At 40.5% G+C, this 22,253-nt stretch carries 13 protein-coding genes; all 13 read left to right on the top strand.

The window, feature by feature from the left end:
• The 13 genes from ssnA (at position 1) to QE177_RS01790 (ending at position 22,077) form a co-directional block, all read left to right on the top strand.
• Positions 1-1,323 (top strand): putative aminohydrolase SsnA, encoded by a 1,323-nt coding sequence (ssnA, locus tag QE177_RS01850; protein ID WP_280551065.1) that lies wholly within the window; start codon positions 1-3, stop codon positions 1,321-1,323.
• Positions 1,324-1,363: 40 nt separating this feature from the next.
• Positions 1,364-2,143: a molybdopterin-dependent oxidoreductase FAD-binding subunit gene (ygfM, locus tag QE177_RS01845; RefSeq protein WP_280551063.1), complete on the top strand. Its 780-nt coding sequence runs from the start codon at positions 1,364-1,366 to the stop codon at positions 2,141-2,143.
• The gene (locus QE177_RS01840; protein ID WP_280551061.1) at positions 2,140-5,010 is read left to right on the top strand and encodes a molybdopterin-dependent oxidoreductase Mo/Fe-S-binding subunit; all 2,871 of its coding nucleotides are present in this window, start codon (positions 2,140-2,142) and stop codon (positions 5,008-5,010) included. Before ygfM ends, QE177_RS01840 begins: the two co-directional genes overlap by 4 nt.
• A gap of 377 nt (positions 5,011-5,387) precedes the next feature.
• A complete protein-coding gene (locus QE177_RS01835) occupies positions 5,388-6,755 on the top strand; it encodes an NCS2 family permease (RefSeq protein ID WP_280551060.1) in 1,368 nt (455 codons plus the stop codon).
• Between the two features lie 556 nt (positions 6,756-7,311).
• A complete protein-coding gene (locus tag QE177_RS01830) occupies positions 7,312-9,318 on the top strand; it encodes a M10 family metallopeptidase C-terminal domain-containing protein (RefSeq protein WP_280551059.1) in 2,007 nt (668 codons plus the stop codon).
• 408 nt (positions 9,319-9,726) lie between these two features.
• The gene (locus tag QE177_RS01825) at positions 9,727-10,644 is read left to right on the top strand and encodes a restriction endonuclease (RefSeq protein WP_280551057.1); all 918 of its coding nucleotides are present in this window, start codon (positions 9,727-9,729) and stop codon (positions 10,642-10,644) included.
• A gap of 843 nt (positions 10,645-11,487) precedes the next feature.
• Entirely contained in the window at positions 11,488-12,168 is a 681-nt protein-coding gene (locus QE177_RS01820; RefSeq protein ID WP_280551056.1) for a helix-turn-helix transcriptional regulator, read from the top strand.
• 21 nt (positions 12,169-12,189) lie between these two features.
• A complete protein-coding gene (locus QE177_RS01815) occupies positions 12,190-13,530 on the top strand; it encodes a cytosine permease (RefSeq protein WP_280551054.1) in 1,341 nt (446 codons plus the stop codon).
• On the top strand, positions 13,487-14,290 hold the full coding sequence (locus QE177_RS01810; protein WP_280551053.1) for a nitrilase-related carbon-nitrogen hydrolase: 804 nt from the start codon (positions 13,487-13,489) through the stop codon (positions 14,288-14,290). The genes QE177_RS01815 and QE177_RS01810 overlap by 44 nt, the downstream gene beginning before the upstream one ends.
• A gap of 915 nt (positions 14,291-15,205) precedes the next feature.
• A complete protein-coding gene (locus tag QE177_RS01805; protein WP_280551052.1) occupies positions 15,206-18,619 on the top strand; it encodes a DEAD/DEAH box helicase family protein in 3,414 nt (1,137 codons plus the stop codon).
• A 62-nt stretch (positions 18,620-18,681) separates the two neighbouring features.
• Entirely contained in the window at positions 18,682-20,316 is a 1,635-nt protein-coding gene (locus tag QE177_RS01800; protein ID WP_280551051.1) for a class I SAM-dependent DNA methyltransferase, read from the top strand.
• Complete coding sequence (locus QE177_RS01795; RefSeq protein ID WP_280551050.1) at positions 20,313-21,470, top strand: restriction endonuclease subunit S; 1,158 nt, start codon at positions 20,313-20,315, stop codon at positions 21,468-21,470. The genes QE177_RS01800 and QE177_RS01795 overlap by 4 nt, the downstream gene beginning before the upstream one ends.
• Positions 21,471-21,528: 58 nt before the next feature.
• Positions 21,529-22,077, top strand: coding sequence for a hypothetical protein (locus tag QE177_RS01790; RefSeq protein WP_280551049.1), 549 nt, complete (start codon positions 21,529-21,531; stop codon positions 22,075-22,077).
• Positions 22,078-22,253: the final 176 nt, after the last annotated feature.

Below are 22,253 nucleotides of genomic sequence, written 5' to 3'. Positions count from 1 at the left end.
ATGTTAATTTTAAAAAATGCCACCGCGATAGAATTTGAGCCTGCCCAGATAAGAGAAAATATTGATATCGCCATCAAGGATAGCGAAATTTTGGCTATCGGCCCCAATTTGACTGCCCGTTTTTCAGCAGCAAAAACTAAACCGATGAATGGCCGCATTGTTATGCCTGGTATTGTCTGCGCTCATAATCATTTCTATTCTGGATTATCCCGTGGCATCCTTGCGCAAATCCCCCCCTGCCCGGATTTTATCTCTACTTTAAAAAATCTATGGTGGCGACTGGATAGAGTGTTGGATGAAGAAGCACTTTACTATAGTGGCCTAATTTCCGCACTGGAAGCGATTAAAAGTGGCTGTACTGCCGTTATCGACCATCACGCCTCACCTAATTTTATTCATGGATCGCTACACACTTTACGCAACGCTTTTTTAAAAGCCGGATTACGCGGCATGACCTGCTTTGAAACTACTGATCGTAATGGTGGGCTAGCCGAGCTTGAGGCTGGAGTCGAAGAAAATATTAACTTCGCCAAATATATTGATAGCACGAAAGGCAAAGAACGTTATCTGGTAGAAGCCCACATTGGTGCTCATGCTCCATTTACCGTATCTAATGACGGGCTTGGTCTATTACAAAGCGCCATCAAAGAAACCCAACGCGGTTTGCACATTCACGTGGCAGAAGATCACTATGATGTCTCCCATAGCCATGATAAATATGGTAAAGATCCCTTACTCCGTTTAGCCGAATACGATCTTATCGATCACAAAACCTTAATTGCTCACGGGCTCTATTTGTCGCCCAACGATATTCAGATCCTCAACCAAAATGATGCTTTTCTGGTGCATAACGCCCGCTCTAATATGAATAATCATGTCGGCTATAACGCGCAATTAGCTAATTATCATAATGTCGCTTTAGGCACGGATGGCATCGGTTCAGATATGTTTGAAGAGTTGAAATTTGCCTTTTTTAAACATCGCGATGCCGGTGGAAAGCTATGGCCAGATAGTTTTACTCGCTATCTATGGAGTGGTAATACCTTACTGGCACGCAACTTCAATGCCCAATTTGGCCGACTAGAAAGTGGTTATAAAGCTGACTTAACCATTTGCGATTATGCAGCACCCACACCACTGCAAGCAGAAAATATCCCAGGACATCTGGCCTTTGGCTTAAGTTCGGCCAGTGTTGATAGCGTAATGATAGACGGTGTTATTGTTTATGAAAATCGACAATTTACTTTCGATCATCAACCTATTTACGCTGAAGCCAAAAAAGTTGCCGCTAAATTGTGGCAGCGCATGGACACACTGAAATAAAAAACCTAACACAACAAAAAAAGCGATTAACAGGTGGATTATGATTGAGCAATTTTTCCGACCAACCACCATTGAACAGGCAATGGATCTTAAACGCCGTTTTCAACATCAAGCGGTCTGGTTTGCTGGTGGCAGCAAATTAAACGCCACCCCGACAAAAACTGAACACAAAATAGCCATTTCGCTACAAAACTTGCCGATGAATAATGTTGATTGGGATAATGGCACATTACGTATTGGCGCATTAACCAAGTTACAGCAATTACGCGATATGCCCTCTATTCCTCAAGCACTGTATGATGCATTAGGGTTTATCTACTCTCGCCATCTACGCAACCAATCTACTGTCGGCGGCGAGATCGCCGCTCAACAAACAGAATCTGTACTACTTCCGGTTTTACTAGTGTTAGAGACAGAAGTAGTCTGTGCCGATGGGCAAATTTTAAGCCTGGAAGATTATTTAGCCACCCCCGATGATCGACTATTAAGTGAAATTATTATCAAAAAACCTTTTCGCCATTGTGCCACCCGCAAAATCAGTCACTCAGCCGCCGGTTGGACAGTGATTACGGCAGCAGTGGCTATCACCGATAAGCAACAATACCGCATTGCCCTAGATGGTGTCGGTGAAAAAGCGCGCCGCTTACCTGCTATCGAATCATTAGCATTACAAGGAGCAGAGCTGGAAAAGGCGATCAGTAATGCCATTCGGCCAGTAGATAACTTGTTAGGAAGTGCAGCATACCAACGTTACATTGCCGGTATTTTAATCACTGATCTGTTGACCGATTGCCTGCAAAAAGAGGAGAGAAGCAAATGATGGTTCGTTTCACGCTAAATGGCTGCCTCAAAGAATTGGAATGCAGAGCAGGTGACAATGTTCAGCAACTGCTTTTCAATCTTGGCATGCATTCAGTCCGTAATAGTGATGACGGATTTGGCTTTGCTGGCTCTGATGCTATCTTATTTAATCATACCATTCATAATGCTTCACTACTGATCGCCGCTCAACTGGATAACGCCACCATTATGACGGCGGAATCACTCGGTAGTTGGGATCAATTGAGTATTGTGCAGCAAGCCATGATCGATGTCGGCATTGTGCAATCTGGTTACAATGATCCTGCGGCAGCCTTAATCATCACTGATCTACTAAATCGCATTGCTGATCCTGATCGTGAAGCGATCGATGACGCACTGTCTGGCTTATTCAGTCGTGATGCCGGTTACCAACAGTTTTATACGGTTGTTGATTTAGCCAAAAAACGGCTGCTCGATCCTGCTCACCAGATAACCGTTGCTCCTATTTTCCGCAACGATTTGACCTTAATCGGCAAAATCCATCCTAAAACAGACGCAGCGAAAATGGTGCAAGCTAAACCCTGCTATGTCGAAGATCGCATTGCCCACAACGCCTGTGTAATAAAAATGCTACGCAGTCCTCATGCCCATGCGGTCATCAGTCAACTTAATGTCAGCAAAGCCGAAGCATTACCTGGTGTGATCCATGTCATTACCTACCTTAACTGTCCAGATATCTACTACACCCCTGGCGGACAAAGCGCGCCGGAACCCTCGCCCCTTGACCGCCGAATGTTTGGCAAAAAACTACGCCATGTTGGCGATCGGGTAGCTGCCGTCGTCGCAGAAAATGAGGAGATTGCCCTAGCAGCGCTAAAACTTATTGACGTCAAATATGAAGTATTAAAACCGGTCATCTCAATTGACGAAGCAATGGCGGAAGATGCCCCAATTGTCCACGATGAACCGGTTGTCTATATCAACGGTGCTCCCGCTGATCTGGCACAACAAAATCAACACGCCATAAAACGTGGCGAGCAGATGTTTATCAACTTCCCGATCGGTGCCCGCCCGGTCAACAATATTGCGGCCAGTATTCATGGTAGCATCGGTGATATTGCTGACGGATTTGCTAAAGCTGATGTGATTATCGAACGTACCTATCAATCTAAACAGGTACAGCAATGTCCTGCCGAGCCGCACATTTGCTATAGCTATATGGACGGTGATCGCTTAGTGATCCATGCCTCCACTCAAGTCCCCTGGCACCTACGTCGCCAAGTTGCACGTATCGTTGGGCTAAAACAGCATAAAGTCCATGTCATTAAAGAACGAGTCGGGGGCGGCTTTGGTTCCAAACAAGATATACTGTTAGAAGAAGTTTGTGCCTGGGCTACCTATGTCACCGGTAGGCCGGTCTACTTCCGTTATAGCCGTGAAGAAGAGTTTATTGCTAATACCTCACGCCATGTGGCAAAGGTAACCGTTAAACTGGGTGCTACCAAGGATGGAAAACTTACTGCGATTGACATGAATTTCCGCGCCAATACTGGTCCCTATGGCAATCATGCGCTAACCGTACCCAGTAATGGCCCGGCGCTATCACTGCCACTCTACCCCTGTGATAATGTTAATTTTCAAGTCACCACTTACTACAGTAATATCTGCCCGGCAGGTGCCTATCAAGGCTATGGTGCGCCAAAAGGTAATTATGCGCTCACGATGGCGATGGCTGAATTGGCGGAGAAATTAGGCATTGATCAGTTGGATATGATTGAACGTAATCGGGTCCAAGAAGGTCAAGAGTTGAAGATCCTCGGTGCCATTGGCGAAGGAAAAACACCCACCAATGCACCAACTGCTGCCAGTTGTGCCTTAGCACCGATCTTGGCTAAAGGACGCCAATTAATTGACTGGCACGGGCGAAAACCCGTTGCCGGCGATTGGCGGGTTGGTAAAGGTGTTGCCATCATTATGCAAAAATCGGGTATTCCCGAAATTGATCAGGCAAACTGCATGATCAAGCTAGAATCTGACGGCACCTTTATTGTTCATTCTGGCGGTGCCGATATTGGTACCGGTTTAGATACCGTGCTGGCAAAACTGTGTGCCGAAGTATTATGCTGCCCGCTGAGCGAAATCCATGTCATTTCTGGCGATACCGATCACGCTCTATTTGATAAAGGAGCTTACGCCTCATCCGGTACCTGTTTCTCAGGTAATGCGGCCAAAAAAGCGGCGGAAAACTTACGCGAAAAAATACTTTTTTACGGCGCTCAAATCCTTAACGAGCCCAAAGAAGATGTTACTTTGGTACATCCAGGTATCATCCGTGGTAAACAAGGTCAAATCAGTTATGGCCAAATCGCCCATCAAGCGGAAACCGGCACTGGATTTGGTGTACTGGTAGCAACTGCCAGCTATGTCACCAATGATTTTGCCTTTCCATTTGGTGCCAATTTTGCCGAAGTCGCGGTTAATCTACGCACTGGCCAAATTCGGCTTAACAAATTCTATGCCCTACTCGATTGTGGCACCCCGATTAACCCAGACTTAGCACTTGGTCAAATCTATGGTGCAACATTACGCGCCATCGGCCACAGCCTAACCGAAGAGATCCAATATGATAGTCAAGGTATTCCCTTAACACGGGATCTCCGTAGCTACGGTGCACCCAAAATCGGTGATCTACCGGCTGACTTTGGTGCTTTTTTAGTTCCCAGTGACGACCCGGTCGGCCCGTTTGGCGCCAAATCTATCTCTGAAATTGGTGTTAATGGCGCCGCACCGGCTATTGCCACTGCGATCCATTATGCCTGTAATATTTGGTTGCGGGATTGGCCTTTTACACCAGAGAAAATATTAACTGCTTTAGGGAAATTGTAATTGATTGAGGCTGCTCAAACAGCCTCTCACTCACCATACAATAATAAATTAACTATTTTAATTTGCTTTACTTAGCTGACAAATAGCAGTAACAGGCGAATATTGTCATTGTTTGCTCACCAAGGCGCCACAAAATCAGCTAAAGCTTATTGTTACAATAAAAAATAGGTCTGCTACGATGGATAAAAATAACCTAGATGATTCAATCTCCATCATCACTCATGCGCTCCGATTAATCACAATTACCATCCTAAGCCTATTGGCTCAAACAAGCCAACGGGATTATCAAAGCCGGCCTAAAACAGCTAATCGTCACGTTAAATCATTCACTCGCAAACTTATTGCCTTTCAGCTAATCACTATAAGAGGTCATTACTATGTCTGCCAATTTACCGGAGGCACCAAGCGAAACCCAGACGGCAACAACCCTGGCAACATTTTTCCAAATTACTGAACGTAACAGCAATGTTCGCCAGGAAATTTTAGCGGGCATCACCACTTTTCTAGCCATGGTTTATTCGGTGATCGTTATTCCAAACATGTTGAGCCAGGCTGGTTTTCCACCTGACACCACCTTCACTGTCGTCTGTTTAGTTGCCGGTCTCGGTTCATTATTGATGGGGCTATGGGCAAACTTACCGATGGCTATCGGCTGCACCACTTCAATGTGCGCCTTTACCGCTTTTAGTCTGGTACTAGGACAACAAATTAGCATTCCAATTGTACTTGGCATTGTTTTCGTTATGGGGGTTTTTCTTGCCATTATCTCAATTGCCGGCATCCGTACCTGGATATTACGCAATTTACCGCAAGGTATTGCTCATGGCACCGGTATCGGCATTGGGTTGTTTATTCTACTTATTGCCGCTAATGGCGTTGGATTAATTAGCAAAAATCTGCAAGCGGGATTACCGGTTGCCCTTGGCGCTTTTACCTCATTCCCTGCCATTATGTCACTAGTGGGTCTGGCTATTATTTTTGGTCTAGAAAAACACCGCATCCCAGGCAGCATTTTATTGGTAATTGTTGGCATCTCTATTGTCGGACTAATATTTGATCCCAACATCCAATTTCAAGGCTTATTTGCCCTACCCAAACTGACAGATAATAGTGGACAATCACTAACTTTTAGCCTGAACATTGGTGCTGCCTTACAGCCGCAAATGTTACCCTATGCATTAGCCCTTATTATCACCGCCATATTTGATGCGACAGGCACCCTACGCGCAGTAGCCAGTCAAGCCAACTTACTCGATAAGAATGATAAAGTTATCAATGGCGGAAGAGCATTTACTGTTGATTCGCTAAGTGCGATTTTTGCTGGCTTAATGGGCACATCCCCCGCTGCGGTATATCTAGAATCAACCGCAGGCACAGCCGCTGGCGGCAAAACCGGCTTAACCGCCGTGATGGTTGGTATGCTTTTTTTATTGATGATATTTTTAGCGCCGCTATCACTGTTAATTCCGCATTACGCCACGGCGCCAGCGCTAATGTATATTGGCTTGCTGATGCTACAGAATGTATCAAAACTCAACTTCAACGATTTTGTTGACACCATGTCTGGCCTAGTGTGTGCGGTTTTTATTGTTTTCACTTGCAATATAGCAACGGGGCTTATGTTTGGCTTTGTGACTCTGGTTATCGGCCGTATTTTTGCCAAAGAATGGCATCGGCTCAATACCAGTACCCTGATCCTAACCCTACTATTGGTCATTTTTTACTATGGCGGCTTAGCGATTTAGTTTTTTTCCGAATCTGCCAGAGGATTCGGAAAAATTTTCTCGTCGGCTGAACGACTTTTTTATTGCAATAATGTTACAGATTATTATCCATAATAAAATTAAATCCGCAGTCATTTTATATGTCAATTTTTATTCAATTTAACCAATCCCCAAGCCTGACAACAATAACCATACACTAAATAGGTGATTTTTTTAGTTATAACCCATTGATTAATAAAATAAAATAAGGTCTGACCAGTGTGGTCATTTTGTTATTCAATAGGATAAAAAAGATATTATTTTAATCTAAAAACAGAAAGAATTTGATGATAAGTTTTTATTCGCTAACGGTGGCTTATGCGATAACTAACCGGCCACTAGGTTGATCGTAATTAAACTATTAATAGCGCATTTTAATAACGATTTTTAAACATTCAAATCTATAAACAGAAAGCAAAAAGGTTCTAGATTACTGCTTATCAATAGCAATAATCATAAAATAAGAAACCTCATAAGCACGAAAGGGAGCAATCAAAATTAATAGTTTTTAATTTATAAATTGGAGACAGTTAGAATTATGGATAATTTCTTATATGGAAAAAATAAAGGGTGGAACAGCGTTAAAAATTTACTTAATTATCAAAAAAATAATGCTAAATTAATTAACAACAACAAACCATCTTACGATATCGATAAAGCGGCAGAACAATTATTAAGAGACGCTTATAATCAAGAATGGACAAAAAAACATACAAACAGTGAACCGCTAACTATTACTTACACTTTTCCTGATTCGACTGAACTAAGGGAAAAAGACTACTCCAATCTATATTATTATAGTCATTATCCTGCTCCGGAAGGTCTAAATGCCTATCAACAGCAGCAAGCCAAACTTGCCTTACAAGCCTGGGAAGATGTGGCTAATATAAAACTGGTTAAAGTCGATTCGGCGGAAAAGGCCATGATCACTTTCGGTAATTATCATGGTGCTTCTAATAGTGGTGTTACAATTTATGGTCCAATGTATTTCAGCGGAAACTCTTTTTTCAATTCGGACATCAATAACAAAATCTGGCTCAATACCGATCTGAATGACAACAAACTTCCGACACTAGGCAATCATGGACGTCATACTTATATTCATGAACTAGGACACGCATTAGGACTGAGTCATCCCGGAACATATAACTCCATGAACGGTGGTTATGAATACAATGCGCGGTATCAAGAAGACTCACTCCAATACAGCGTGATGAGCTATTGGGACGAAACTAAAACTGGCGCAAATTACAATTATATAGAGACTGACAATCAATATATCTATAACAAGACCTATTACTCTGCTGCGCCACTGATGCATGATATTGCCGCCATCCAAAAAATTCATGGCGCCAACACCTCCACCCGAACTGGCCATGACATTTACGGGTTCAACTCTAACACCGATAGAGATTTTTATACCCTCACCGATAGTAACCAGAAAGCAGTTTTTTGTGTCTGGGACGGCGGCGGTATCGACACCCTAGATTTTTCCAAATATTCCCAAAATCAACGCATTAACTTAAATGAAGGTTCTTTTTCCGATGTCGGAGGCTTAAAAGCCAATGTTTCCATCGCGCAGCACACCACGATTGAAAATGCGATAGGCGGTTTGGGTAATGACGTGATTGTCGGCAACGATGCTAACAATACCCTTGAAGGGGGTAAAGGTGACGATATTATCTATGGCGGCAAAGGTAGAGATATATTATGGGGTGGCAATCGTAACGATGTCGTACCAAATACAAAAACAGTTGACCTGCCAGCTATCGAGGTAGAAGAGACCGTGTTATACAATGGTGATGATACACAGCACAATGGTGATGATGATGCACAGCACAATGGTGATGATGATGAACAGCCAGTAGAGGATTATTGTGATAATGAGGTCACTAATCCTTGCTGGACAACCTCACCATGGGGAGGATACAACGGAAATTCTAACTGTCCTTGGACAAATCCATCGTGCAACAATAATGGTTATCTTTCATCATACTATTCAGCACCAATGTTCAATGGCTTTACTTATAGCTATAACTCGCCTTGGCAATATTACGGCAACAATATGTTTTATAATGCCGCTTACTCCTATCAACAAGGTTATTGCAATAACAACAACTACGGTTACTGTAAGCAATCAACAAGTACTAACCAGATTATTGATAATAATACCGGAGATAATAATAGTTCTTATTATTACAATGAACAAAAAGCGCAAAAAATGGGCAATGGCAGCGGCAAAGATACCTTTGTTTTTGCCAGCATCGAAGATTCCCCTTTCGACAATCCAGATATAATCATGGATTTTGAAACCGGCATTGATAAAATTGATCTGTCTGCCATTATATTGCTTAATTCTGACCATTACCGTATTGCCCCCCATTTCATCGACCACCTTCCGCAAAAAACAGGAGAAATGCAATTGACTTATGATTCACAGCTTAAGATAAGTCACTTGTACTTAAATGCTGACAATGATGACATTCCCGACTTTGCGCTGGATATCTATGGCGTTGTCAAAGAAAGCGATTTTATGCTGGCATAATAGTAAAACGGTGAGCCTGGCTCACCGTTTTTTTGGATGCTGCTGTGGTTGATTCCCCTCTTCGCAAAAATAATACCTTACTTGCTGGCCGTATTATTAACAGCCATTACGGCTATTATTACTGCAATATAATGAGAGAAATTGATCTATTTTACTGGTTAGCTTACCTCTACCAGAGTAAAATAACTGGCTCGGCGACTTATAAATAAGATGAAAAAGTAGATCGATTTTTTAGCTGGCATTGCTAACTATATAATGACCTTTTAGTTCTTGGAAGCAATCACCGGCCAATAATAGTTGGCCTTAGTGTGCAAATAGTAAAATTATATATGCTATAACCAATGAAATTGGACATCAAACTATCGATTATCAGCTATTTCTATCGGACATGTTAGTTAAGAGGATTCTATGTCAGTACCTACTTATGACAAATTCATTGAGCCTGTATTGAGAGTTTTACAAAAGTATCCACACGGGCTGCCGGCAAAAGAGGTACACGAATACGCTGCTGATTTTCTAGGGCTAAACGATGAACAACGTTCTGAATTTATTGCCAGTGGTCAACTCATTTATAAAAACCGAGCTGGATGGGCACACGATCGTCTGAAAAGAGCCGGACTTTCTCAAAGCCTATCCCGTGGAAAATGGTGTTTAACCGACAAAGGTTTTCAATGGGCTGAGCAACACCCCACTCCTTTAGATAAAAAACTGGTCGATCATATTACTTTCGATTTTGTCGATATTTCACTTAAAAAAAATGCAGATATTGCTTCATTGAATAATGATATTCCTTCTTTAACAAAAATTGCTGCTTATGAAACCAGCAGCCCTGATGATCGACTTGATGATGCCTATCAAGAAATTCGTCATGCAGTTGCTGAAGAACTACTTAATAACCTACTACAAATCTCTCCTAACCGCTTTGAGATCATTGTTCTCGACATTCTCCATCAACTCGGTTATGGCGCTAATCGTGAGGATTTACAGCGCGTTGGTAGTAGCGGGGATGGTGGCATTGATGGAATAATTTCATTAGATAAACTTGGATTAGAAAAAATCTATGTGCAAGCTAAACGCTGGCAATCTACTGTTAGTAGGCCTGATTTACAAACCTTCTATGGTGCCCTTGCGGGGCAAAAAGCCAAAAGAGGAATATTTATTACCACATCCTCATTCACGATACACGCTTTAAACTTTGCAAAATCGGTTGAAGGAATGGTACTTGTTGATGGTAACCGTTTAGTAAACTTAATGATGGATAATGAAATTGGCGTAAGTTCCAGAATAATAAAATTACCGAAAATAGATACGGATTATTTTGAATAAGTCAGTTATTTAATATCATTCTTACTTAACTAAAAAATTAAGATTAAAAACAAGCAATATTCCTTTGCACCTCTGACATTCAACTGTGCCATGAAACAAATCTAACTCAGAATTAGCACAAAAAACCAACCTCAAACAGAGCTTACCTAACTATCATATAATTATTTTTCGTTGAGCTATTTTTTTGTTGCCTATTGGTATCAACCGCTAAATTAATTCCCTCATATTGATTTTGTCTGGTTTTTATTCAGTTTTAGCTAATAAACAAAATAACCAACTGCTCCATTCTTCACAAATAACGTTATTTCAAATTTACGCAATTAGCCATTATTTTATTAAGAAGAGATTGGCACAATACTATTTCACTGCACACTTGCAATGAGTGATTTTTTAATATTTGTTTATAAGTTTTTAGTTAATATTTTATTTCCATCGGTATTGCAGATAATAAAAAACTAAATTTTGCCGTAATCTGCTCTTGCTAAAGGTAATAGATAGTGACTTTTTATTGCTATTTTTTAATCGGCGAGCGCATTATTTTTTTATTCATATTGCTTATTAGATAGGTATTTATATGGCTAAAATTTGTGCAATATATTATTTTGATTGTTCAGACAAACTCATTAATATGACTAATGCTCGATTAACTGTTTTAATAAAAAAATTAATTAATAAAAACAAATAATTACATTAATTTGCTGCAATAATAAACAAATAATTTATTAGAAAAATTTCCATTATGTCCAGAATTTATTTATATTAAGACGCTATCCTACAAGGAATAAATAGATTATTTATAGGTAATTCATGAGTATTATTGAGTCCTATCGGCGGGAGGAAATAATGGATGTGAAAATATCACCTCAGCTGATTGCTATGTTTGAAAACAATAGCGATCCATGGGGAATAAAAATTTTTGACGGCGACAAATCTATTCATTTTTATAGTAATCCTCAAAACTACAGATTATTTAATTTACCTACCAATTTTAACTTATACGGCAAAAGTGATGGCGAAATACCCCATCCCATTGCTGAATTCTCAGAATACTTTCAAGTCCATGATTTTGAAACACTAAAACAGAAAAGAAATATCATTTCCATTGATATTTATCCTTATGGCGAAGATTCATTATTACAACCTTACGTTTGTGAAAAATTTCCGTTTATTATCGATGGAAAATGTGTTGGCGTTATGTTTCATTCAAGAAAGATGGAATTATTACCTTTTAGGAAATTTAAAAATTTTGGTAAAATTCATGGCACAACAGATACTCTTATTGAAACTAAATTTACCAAAAAAGAATTAGAAATTATGTTTCTGGTTGCCCATTCATTTAACCCAAAAGAAATTTCTAAAATGCTTTGTGTTAGTCATCATACCGTTAGCAATAAATTACAATCTATCTACCAAAAATTGGGGATTAGCTTTCGGGAGCAACTTATAGAATATTGTATTAATAAAAATATTCATAATAAAGTACCGATGCGATTCCTCAGACCGCGCAGCTATTTATTTGACTAAATAATATAGAGAAATATAGACATGGATAAAGAACACTCCCTTGAAAGGATTCCACCTTCAGCACGCTCTGATTTATTTTCTGTTGTTTTAATTCGTATCGGTGCCAATACCTCATTATCGCAGTTTATCCTGGGTGCAACATTAGGCCACGCAATGACATTTTGGCAGGCAATGTTAGCAACGCTACTGGGTAGCTTAATTCTGGAATTTATAGGTCTAGGATTGGGTCTTATAGGATGCCGGGAGGGATTACCTACCAGTGTGCTGTCAAGATGGTGCGGCTTTGGCCGAATAGGCTCTACTATGATTGGCTTTGCTATCGCAATAAGTTCGCTCGGCTGGTTCGGTGTACAAAATGGTGTTTGTGCCAAAGCCTTAGAATATGTATTAAACGGCAAGCTTGATTTCGGCTGGTGTGCCACAATTTCAGGCATATTTATTACCGTACTAGTTGCTTACGGATTCAAAGGATTAAGTCTAACCGCCAAAATAGCGGTACCTTTATTTTTTGTTGTTATGATTTGGGTGACATTGAATACGTTAACGACAATCGACATTAAAGAATTAATCAATATTATTCCAGCAGAAAAGGACACGATGACCTTAAGCGCTGGGGCAACCATGGTCGCCGGTGGATGTATTGTCGCAATACTAGTAACCCCTGACATCAGCCGATATTGTCAGAATTCAAAAGATGTTTTTTGGATGTTAACAATTTCCATCATTGTTGGGGAATTTATCGTCAATGGTGTTTCTATATTGATCGCTAAAGCGATGGGTACAAGTGATGTAGTGAACATCCTTATTCAAAATGCAGGTTGGATCGGCGTAATTTGTACCATTCTGGCAGTGGTTAAAATAAATGATATTAATCTTTATAGTGTCTCTCTTAGCATGAGCAATGTTATTGAGTGTCTAACTGGCAAGAAAACCAATTATGTTATATTGACGCTAATCGCTGGTGCTATAGGAACTTTCTTTACCGTTATCGGTATTTTAGACAATTTTGTTGAATTTTTGATAATAGCTGGCGTTATTTTCCCACCGATAGCTGGGATTATGCTTACTGACTACTATATCCTGCGCACTAATAGAGATTTGCTTGATTCAACGCGTAGAGAAGGCAAGCTACCAAATAATGCTGCAACACCATTGATAAATTACGCTTCCATTATTGCCTGGGCGCTAGGCTCTATCGCTGGGATGACCATAACTATGGGTATCCCATCAGTTAACTCGATATTTATCTCTGCTGTGATATATTTCTGCTTATCTATTTTAAAGAATTTTTTCAATAAAATACCCAAAGAGATAAAAAATGATCAAAGCTACAATAGCTCAGACGGACGCAATTTTAGGTGACAAAGATAAAAATTTACAATGTTTAGAGCATCATTGCTATAAGGCTAAGGAAAACAATGCGCAAATTATTTGTTTTCCTGAATTAGCGACTACTGGATATTCACCATCAATACTAGGAGAACAATATTATTCACTTAGTGAAACCAAAAATGAACAGACAGATAAGCTATTTAGCCAATTATCCAGCAAACTTAATTTAGTCATTATTTGTGGTTTTATAGAACGCGATGATACAACCGGTAAAATTTATAATTCTGCCGGTATTTGGATACCCAATAGAGAAAACTGGTTGGCTGTATATCGAAAAATGCATCTATTCCATTATGAAAAACTATGGTTTACGCCCGGTGATAGCTTGCCGGTTTTTGATATTGGTATCTGCCGTATAGGAATCATGATTTGTTACGATGCTGGATTTCCCGAAGTTGCCAGAACTCTGGCAACTAAAAAGGCTGATATTTTATTCATGCCATCAGCTTGGTCAGAAAAAGACAAAGATATTTGGTATATAAACACCGCTTGTCGTGCGTTAGAAAACACAACCCATTTAGTGGCAGTCAATCGCTGGGGAAATGAAAATAATATAAATCTGTTTGGTGGTAGTCGGATTATTGATCCAAGAGGAAGAGTTATTGCTAGCGCCTCGGAAAAAGCAGAGGATACAATGTGTTATGAAATAGATTTGACTATGCAAAAAGAGATAAGAAAAACATTAAAATATTTAACGGATAAAAAACCAAGCTATACATCTTATTTATAATCATCTAAAAGTGTTCTCTTTTTATCGCTTTCATATTTTTACACTGTAGTGTATGTAGAGCATAAAAACATAATAAAATTAATATAATTATTTATAAATTAATAGCTAAAATGCATATTATTGCTTTTGGCTATTTAAATTTTCTATTTATATTATAAAAAATAGCCTAGCTATTAAATTCGTTACCACAAAAAATAAAAATAATAAAGATTAATAATTAATCTTTATTATAACTTATATTTATTATTTATTTTCTCTAATCAAATTAAATATAATTTATTTCTTTAATTTAAAAAAATTTATTAATAACATCATATTTATAATAACCATGGCAAAAAGAAATTTCTGGATATTCATCTTTACGATATATATAACACTGCTTATCTAACAAATTGATTTGTTAATTAACAGTACTATATAACTCGATACAAAATACCTGCTCCAATACCTTTATTTTTTATCTCGCATAATTAAATAAAAGTTAGCTTTTTGATGGCTAAAAAATGGCAATACTCAACCCAATTTAATGATTTGATCTCTTTTTGATCAGGGCGGAGGGGGATGTGGGTTGGGTTTTAGTTTTAGGTTGCTAAGGCGGCATGATGCAGTTATATCGATATATATATAAACTAATCTGCTGATACTGTAACCGCTCTACTTGCACCGGTGTTACCCTCTAGAGATAGCGCTTTATATTGATCAACTAGCTAGTCACCATTAATCAAATCAATCGGAGAGACTTAGTCACGACCAACCTCTTCCATTTCAGCTTTAGTGAAACCACCAGTCATAATAAAAAGTACCCTACCTTCTTCCATGATTAGGAAGATGTGTTATATACTTCCCTAACCAGCCGATTGAATGTGATATTCTTTCCAGAAATCCTGTTATATCCTCGACATAAGGCAATAATTGATGGAGCAGTCTCTCAATTTTGAAATGTTGCGTAGCCAGTGGCCAGAACTGGCTGAACTCGGATTTACCGCCGAACGATATGTTCACTCCGATCCTGAAAGCTGTCTTGTGAAGCTACGTAACTACACAGAATTGATGGTGCGTTGGTTGTATCGTCAGGAGCGGTTGCCTGAAGGTTTTAAGGCAAATCTGTACGACCTAATGAACGCCAATATATTTACCAGCATGATGCCAGAAGCCATCATCATAAAAATGGATGCTCTGCGTATCCATGGTAACCGTGCTGCACACGGCGGACGCATTAAAGCCAAAGATACCTACTGGCTACTCAAAGAAGCATATCTGTTAGGCATTTGGCTCTATGTCCGCTATGCAAACGGCAATGTTGATGACAGCCCTAAATTTACTCTTCCTCCGTTAACTCAATCACTTACGCGTGCTGATGAAAAACGACTGGAACAAGCTATCATAGCGCAGAATGAAAGTCGTGAGCGTGAGTTGGCATTGCAACGCGCCCTACAGCAAGAGCAGGAAAAGGCTGAGCTTCTCACCCAACGTCTGAATGAAGCCAAAAATCGCAACCAGCATGTTGCCGATATTCTCTCTATAGATGAGGCAGAAACTCGCCGCCGACTGATAGATTCTCGCCTGCTGGCAGCCAATTGGGATGTAGGGGAAGAACTCAAAAATACTGATCAGGTGACCCAAGAACATCCTGTCAAAGAGCAACCGACATCAACCGGTGATGGCTATGCAGATTATGTATTGTGGGATGAAGCACATAAACCATTGGCTGTAGTCGAAGCCAAAAAAACTAACGTAAATGCCGAACAGGGGCGAATTCAGGCTAGGCTATACGCCGATTGGCTGGAGAAAGAATATGGCCAGCGCCCAGTTATCTTCTACACCAATGGTTACGACATATGGCTATGGGACGATCATAAAACCCAAGGTTATCCACCGCGCCGGGTATTTGGCTTTTATAGTAAGGAGAGTCTGCAATATCTTATCCAGCAGCGCGAAACACGATTACCGTTAAATAGTGTGTCACACGTTAAAGATAACGAAGGCAACGCGGTGGCAGGGCGTTTGTATCAGTTGGAAACCATCGCCCGCGTCAGTGAACGTTTCACCAATAAATATCGTCAGTCGTTAATCGTTCAGGCCACCGGCACAGGTAAAACTCGTGTAGCAATTGCGCTCAGCAAGCAGATGATTGATGCTCGCTGGGTAAAACGTGTTCTATTTCTTTGCGACCGTAAAGAGTTACGTAAACAGGCGGCAAATGCCTTCAATCAGTTTACTAGTGAGCCATTGTATGTAGTTGGTAAATCGAAGAAAGCAGACCGGCAGAATGCTAGGATCTACATCGCTACCTATCCCGGCATGATGAAAATTATGGACCATTTCGATGTGGGCTATTTCGACCTCATCATTGCCGATGAATCCCACCGTTCTATCTATAACGTCTACGGTGATCTGTTCAAGTACTTCGATGCGCTCCAAATTGGGCTAACGGCAACGCCAATCGATATGGTGAGTAAAACGACTTTCGGCCTGTTCGGCTGTGAAGGACGTATTCCTACTGCGAACTATAGCCTAGAAGATGCCATTGCTGATAACAACTTGGTGCCTTATGAGGTTGTCACGCACACGACAGAATTTCTGCGCGAAGGCATTAAACGGGAAAAATTGAGCGATCAGCAAATCCGTGAACTGGAAGAACAAGGTATTGATCCCAACACGCTGGAGTTTGAAGGAAAATCGCTAGATGAGGCAATCTACAACAAAGATACCAACCGCTATATTCTGCGCAACCTGATGGAAAATGGACTGAAAGATCTAGATAGCCAATTACCCGGTAAGACCATTATTTTTGCACGCAACCATAAGCATGCTCTGCTACTCAATGAATTATTCGATGAAATGTACCCACAGTTTGCCGGACGTTTCTGCCAGGTGATTGATAACTACGATCCCCGTGCCGAGCAACTGATCGATGATTTTAAAGGTCTCGACGAAAGTACCAATAAAGAGCTCACCATCGCCATTTCCGTTGACATGCTCGATACCGGTATTGATGTCCCGGAAATTGTAAATCTGGTCTTTGCCAAACCGGTTAAATCAAAAGTGAAGTTCTGGCAGATGATTGGTCGCGGTACGCGCCTTTGTCCAGGACTGTACGGCAATGACGACAACGGCAAGTCACTGGATAAACAAAAATTTCGCATCTTCGATCACTGGGGCAACTTCGACTACCACGAACTGCACAGCGAAGAGGCCGAGGTCAAACCGACAAAATCTTTAGCGCAAAAACGCTTCGAGGCATGGGTAATGTTGGGCGCTGCAGCCCAGCGTAAATTCGACAAGCAGGCGGTAGATCTGGTTGCCCATCAACTTCGTCAGCAGATCAATTCTCTGGATGAAAAGTCGATTGCAGTCCATGAAAAATGGCAACAGAAAGCGCAGTACAGCGATGAAAAAGTCCTGCGTCAGCTTTCGCCTAAAACGCAGCAGGATCTGCTTTCTGTTCTAGCACCTTTGATGCAATGGGTGGATGTTCGCGGTCAAAGCGAAGCTATGCATTTTGATATGGACATTCTGGCGGCACAAACCGCCCGTTATACCAATCCGGAAGAGTTAGATATGCTTTGGCCTGCAATCGTGGAGAAAGTGGAGCGGTTACCGCCACACCTGGCCCAAGTACAGCAGCAAGGACAACGCATTAACCAACTCCGTAATTTGGGCTGGTGGAAGAAAGCCAGCCTAGAGGAACTAGAAGATATCCGCATTCATCTGCGCGGCCTTATGCATTTGATGGAGAGAGATGAGATAGCAAAATTCCCTTCAATACAGGTAGATATTACGGAAGATGCCAACCTGATACAGACCGAAACCCGCAAAACCAATATTCGCTCGATTGATTTTAAGCTTTATCGCCAGCAGGTTCAGGGCGCGCTCGAGCCATTGTTCCAGCAAAATCCAGTGTTGAAAAAAATTCGCAACGGCGAACCAGTAACGCCAAACGAGCTGGATGAACTAGCAAAACTGGTGCTAATTCAGAACCCCAATATCGATATCCGTGCACTGAAAGCGTTCTACCCACAGACAACCGCCAGTCTGGATAAACTACTACGAACCATTATCGGTATGGACAATGAGGCGGTAGAGAGCCGTTTTGCGCAATTTGCTGCTGATAGCAATTTAACCAGCCAACAGCTACGCTTCTTGTCTCTGCTAAAAAATCATATTCGCGATTACGGTACAATCGAGATGAGACAGCTTTTTGAGCAACCCTTTACCCACATTCACAACGAAGGCGTTACAGGCGTGTTTCCGGACTCGTCACAGATCACTCGACTACAAAAGATAATCGAAGAATTGGCTGTTGTGACCGACGTAGCGACGCTATAATGCGTTCATGGCAAGCCCCGGCAACGGGGTTTTTGTATTTATAACAGGATTGATACTAATAAATGATTACTGGTGACTTAAAAAGTAAAATTGACGGGCTATGGGAAGATTTTTGGGTCGGTGGTATCACCAACCCGCTGACCGTTATCGAACAGATCACCTATTTAATGTATTCCCGCATGCTAGATACGCAAGAGCAAAGAGACGAAAAACGCAAAAAAATTGCTAATGTTGATTTCAAACCACGCTTTTCCCCTCTGCAACAGGAATTTCGTTTTAGCCACTACAGTAACCTTGGCTCGGATGAGATGATGGAAGTGGTACGCGACGGCGTATTCCAGCATTTCCGCCAACTTGGCCAAACTGATGGTATGAAGGTAACGCTGCTGGGTAACTTTATGAAAGATGCCCGTCTGGAGATCATTAAACCATCGCTATTAACGAAAGCTGTTGAAGTGATCAAAAACCTGCCGTTGGATCGAGGCGACACCAAAGGCGATCTCTATGAATACCTATTAAGCAAACTCACGACTGCCGGGATCAATGGCCAGTTCCGCACGCCGCGCCACATTATCCGCACCATAGTGGAAATGATGGAGCCTAACCCAGCGCGTGGTGAGACAATTTGTGATCCAGCCTGTGGCACCGGTGGTTTTCTGGCAACCAGCTATGAATATTTGCTGGAAAAATACAGCTCACTAGAATCGATCCATACCGAAAAAGGTATCAATGAACGTGGCGAACTGGAAGAACAAAAAATATTTACCGGCGATTTACTGACGCAGTGGCGTAACCATGTGGATAACAACATGTTCCACGGCTACGATTTTGATACTACCATGCTGCGCATCGCCGCCATGAACCTGATTATGCATGGTGTGGAAGAGCCGGACATCCACTATCAGGACACCATGAGCCAGAGCTTCAGCAGCAACTTCCCACAATCCAGTAAAAACGCCTTTAATCTGATCCTAGCAAACCCGCCATTTACTGGCTCATTGGATGAAGAGGATATTGATCCTACCCTATCGGCAATGGTAAAAACCAAAAAAACCGAGCTGCTGTTTCTGGCGCGGATCCTACAAATGCTGAAAGTGGGCGGACGCAGCGCGACCATTGTGCCGCAGGGCGTACTATTTGGCTCTAGCAAGGCGCATCAGTCACTGCGTAAAACGCTGGTAGAGGATAACCAGCTAGAAGCCGTCATCAACCTGCCCTCAGGCGTCTTTAAACCTTACGCTGGCGTAGCGACAGCAATCCTCATCTTCACCAAAGGTGGGCAAACGGATGAAGTCTGGTTCTACGACCTGCAAAATGACGGTTACAGCCTAGATGACAAGCGTAATCCGATAAAAGATAACGACCTGCCGCATCTGCTAGCCAGTTGGAAACACTATCGTACTTTGCGCGGACTGCCAGTTGATAACTTTATGGGCGAAAAATTTACCTCATTACTGAAACAGCAATACCCGGAAGGCATTGATACTGATATTGATTTTAAAGATCGCACACAAGCAGCATTTATAGTGCCAAAAGAAGATTTAGCCGCGCAGAAATACGATCTATCAATTAACCGTTATAAAGAAATCGTGTATCAAGTGGAGGAATATGAAGATCCAAAAGTGATACTACAGCGGTTAAAAGAGCTGGAAAAAGAGATCCTAGCGGATTTGAATGAGCTGGAGGGGATGCTGTGAGTTCAATAAAAATAATGCCCTTGGGAAGTTTTCTTACAGTTTCAAAAGGGAAAAAATATACTATTTCTCAGTCTCCTTCATCTACAAGCCATAGATATATCCAGATAGATGATTTGAGAAATAATAATAATTTAGTTTTTACCGATGACCTAAATGGGATTACAGTTACAGCTAATGATCTCATTATCGCATGGGATGGAGCTAATGCTGGGACTGTTGGCTATGGGTTGATAGGTAAAATTGGAAGCACTTTGGCAAGACTGAGAATAAATCCTAAATATGATATTGAAACACGTTATGTCGGATATTTTTTAAAATCTAAGTTTCGAGAAATTAGAAAGCATTGTACAGGGGCAACAATTCCTCATGTTAGTAAAAATTTTTTGTTAAACTTATCCATCCCTCTGCCCGAAAAAAATATACAGAAAAAAATAAGCAATATTCTCGATAAAGCTGATAATATCCGCCAAAAACGCAAGCAAGCCATAAAATTAGCTGATGATTTTTTACGGGCAACGTTTTTGGAGATGTTTGGTGATCCGGTAACGAATCCGAAGGGATGGGATACTTCTCTTTTATTAGAATATGGTTCTTTTAAAAATGGAATGAATTTCTCGAAAGGTGAATCAGGAACGACTCTTAAATGTCTTGGAGTAGGTGATTTTAAATCACTGGCAACAATTAACTCTATGTACAATATCGGTGAAATTAAATTAAACAATCTTCCTGCTGATGATTATCTTTTGAAAAATGGTGATATCGTTTTTGTCCGTTCTAATGGTAATAAAGCCTTGGTTGGGAGATGTCTTACTGTTTATCCAAACAAAGCAAAAGTAACATTTAGTGGGTTTTGTATCCGTTTCAGAATAGAGAAACCTGAAATTATCCCAGAATATCTTAATTTTCTTTTCCGTACACCTTCAATGAAACAGCAGATGTTGAGTGGGGGCAAGGGAGCGAATATTCAGAATATCAGCCAAAGTACCTTATCTACACTCAGGATTCCTGTACCTCCGTTGGAAAAACAACTTGCTTACACCAGATTGATTGATTTCCATGCATCTCTTGTAAAAAAACAAGAAGATAAAATGACGGAAATAGTTAAGTTCTTCGATACGTTGGTTGGTGATCTTTTAACATTCAATGAATTATAATTCGTTTGAATGATTGATTCATAACGCGTATTAAATTAAGCACAGGGAGGAGGAGTAAGTGGGTACATATATTTTAGATAAAACAGAAGCCGATTTTGATGAAAGTTCTTTAATCGACAAAGTCGACGATGGCTATGAAATCACTGTGGACTCATTTAAGCTTCGTGCAGAAAATCCTTATCAGCCACATATATCAGAAAGTGATAATAATGATGTTTATATTAGCTATTTATACTATGGAAATGACTCTTACTATGAGCGTAGACGTCAAGAATATAGAAAATATTTGTCATTAAAAGAAATCCATCTTGCTATTCTAAGAATATTTCCAGATGAACGGAGGATTGCTATACGAATAAAAAAAGAAAGTTATTTTAAAGTTAAGATATCTTATGCAACAGAGAATGAAGTATATCTTCTTGATATTAGAAATAAAGAAAAGGTATTGCTGGATAATATATCATGCCTTTATGAAATAATTTCTTTACATGAGAGTTCTGTAACTAAGCTAGACAATAAATTAATAAATAGTAAAAAAGAAATAGAAAATATGAAACTATATATAAAGGAAAAATGTAAGTTTATTTTTGATATTGTTGATAAGTAAACTAATTTCTGTTGGCAATAATTTATTAATGTGGGTTTCTTCTGATGACTGAAATACTTTTCCTGCGTTATGATGTATCGATTACACAACCTTGAAACTTTGCCCCAGGAAAATAACTATGCCTATTGATTTAATTAACACTTTAATCATTAGCATTAGCGCAACTGCACTTTTTT

Origin of the sequence: Arsenophonus sp. aPb, assembly GCF_029873475.1 — a bacterium.
GTDB lineage: Bacteria > Pseudomonadota > Gammaproteobacteria > Enterobacterales > Enterobacteriaceae > Arsenophonus.
Note: the sequence above shows the minus strand (reverse complement) of the source record. Positions and strands in the feature narration are given on the sequence as shown.

Excerpts from the sequence above, each read along its gene's own strand:
- ssnA (WP_280551065.1), top strand. The coding sequence starts at position 1 with ATGTTAATTTTAAAAAATGCCACCGCGATAGAATTTGAGCCTGCCCAG.
- ygfM (WP_280551063.1), top strand. The coding sequence starts at position 1,364 with ATGATTGAGCAATTTTTCCGACCAACCACCATTGAACAGGCAATGGAT.
- QE177_RS01840 (WP_280551061.1), top strand. The coding sequence starts at position 2,140 with ATGATGGTTCGTTTCACGCTAAATGGCTGCCTCAAAGAATTGGAATGC.
- QE177_RS01835 (WP_280551060.1), top strand. The coding sequence starts at position 5,388 with ATGTCTGCCAATTTACCGGAGGCACCAAGCGAAACCCAGACGGCAACA.
- QE177_RS01830 (WP_280551059.1), top strand. The coding sequence starts at position 7,312 with ATGGATAATTTCTTATATGGAAAAAATAAAGGGTGGAACAGCGTTAAA.
- QE177_RS01825 (WP_280551057.1), top strand. The coding sequence starts at position 9,727 with ATGTCAGTACCTACTTATGACAAATTCATTGAGCCTGTATTGAGAGTT.
- QE177_RS01820 (WP_280551056.1), top strand. The coding sequence starts at position 11,488 with ATGGATGTGAAAATATCACCTCAGCTGATTGCTATGTTTGAAAACAAT.
- QE177_RS01815 (WP_280551054.1), top strand. The coding sequence starts at position 12,190 with ATGGATAAAGAACACTCCCTTGAAAGGATTCCACCTTCAGCACGCTCT.
- QE177_RS01810 (WP_280551053.1), top strand. The coding sequence starts at position 13,487 with ATGATCAAAGCTACAATAGCTCAGACGGACGCAATTTTAGGTGACAAA.
- QE177_RS01805 (WP_280551052.1), top strand. The coding sequence starts at position 15,206 with ATGGAGCAGTCTCTCAATTTTGAAATGTTGCGTAGCCAGTGGCCAGAA.
- QE177_RS01800 (WP_280551051.1), top strand. The coding sequence starts at position 18,682 with ATGATTACTGGTGACTTAAAAAGTAAAATTGACGGGCTATGGGAAGAT.